The organism is Vibrio sp. 10N.261.52.A1 (genome assembly GCF_002876325.1).
Classification (GTDB): Bacteria; Pseudomonadota; Gammaproteobacteria; order Enterobacterales; family Vibrionaceae; genus Vibrio; species Vibrio chagasii.
This window is the reverse complement of the sequence record NZ_MCYD01000902.1, coordinates 1-790: the sequence shown is the minus strand read 5'-3', so window position 1 is coordinate 790 and position 790 is coordinate 1. Positions and strand designations below refer to the sequence as shown.

The window sequence follows — 790 nt, the reverse complement described above, 5'->3', positions numbered from 1 at the left end:
TGATCAGACCAACCACCTGTCTCACCTTCAGGGTATCCCGTAGTTGCGGCGTGTAAAAGATATGAAGAAATATTGGTTAGCTTTTTGGATTCTGAGAGTAACTCATCACGTAACCAAGTACTTGAAGAATAGTTTGGTGCATTTTTCTCTCGGCATTTATAAGGAATAGAATGAGCACTGTGAATATACAAATTATCTCCTCCAAACACCGTATCCAAATTGATCATTCCTATAATTTGATCTACGTGTACGTTAATTGATGAGACATATTCTTTCGAACCATGTAACCCTAGTTCTTCTGCGCCAAATGATACGAACCTAATACTGAATGGGATATCTTTGTTTTTTAAACGTTTAGCTAGAGCTAACAATGTGATTGTTCCAGAAGCATTGTCAATAAATCCAGTTGAGCCCACCTTCTGACCAATAGAATCATAGTGTGCTCCTATTATTAAAACCTTTTCACTTTTACCTTTAAGTTCTACTTCTAAATTTTTTGAACGGTATACACGATCACTATGAAAAAACCTAAAAGGATATTGCTTCACTTCAAGTCCTTGAAATTCGTACTGCTCTGTTAACCATTTTGCTGCACTATGCTCTCTGGGGCTACCAGCGAACCTGTCTCCATAACTTGACGCAAAGTGTTTCAAAAGATCCCAATCTGAGTCGTTCGCTAGTACTGATTGACTACAGAACAAAGCAAGTATTGTCAAAATAAAGCCAAAAAACATTTTCATAAAAGACCTTTTCTATTCAAAAATGCGATTAAGCACATAACGCCCTGTTA

1 protein-coding gene is annotated in these 790 nt (G+C 37.0%); it reads right to left on the bottom strand.

The genetic code is table 11. The features are described from left to right. On the bottom strand, positions 1–740 hold a 740-nt coding region (locus BCT81_RS19485), incomplete at its 3' end, for a M28 family peptidase (RefSeq protein WP_102425529.1). Positions 741–790: the final 50 nt, after the last annotated feature.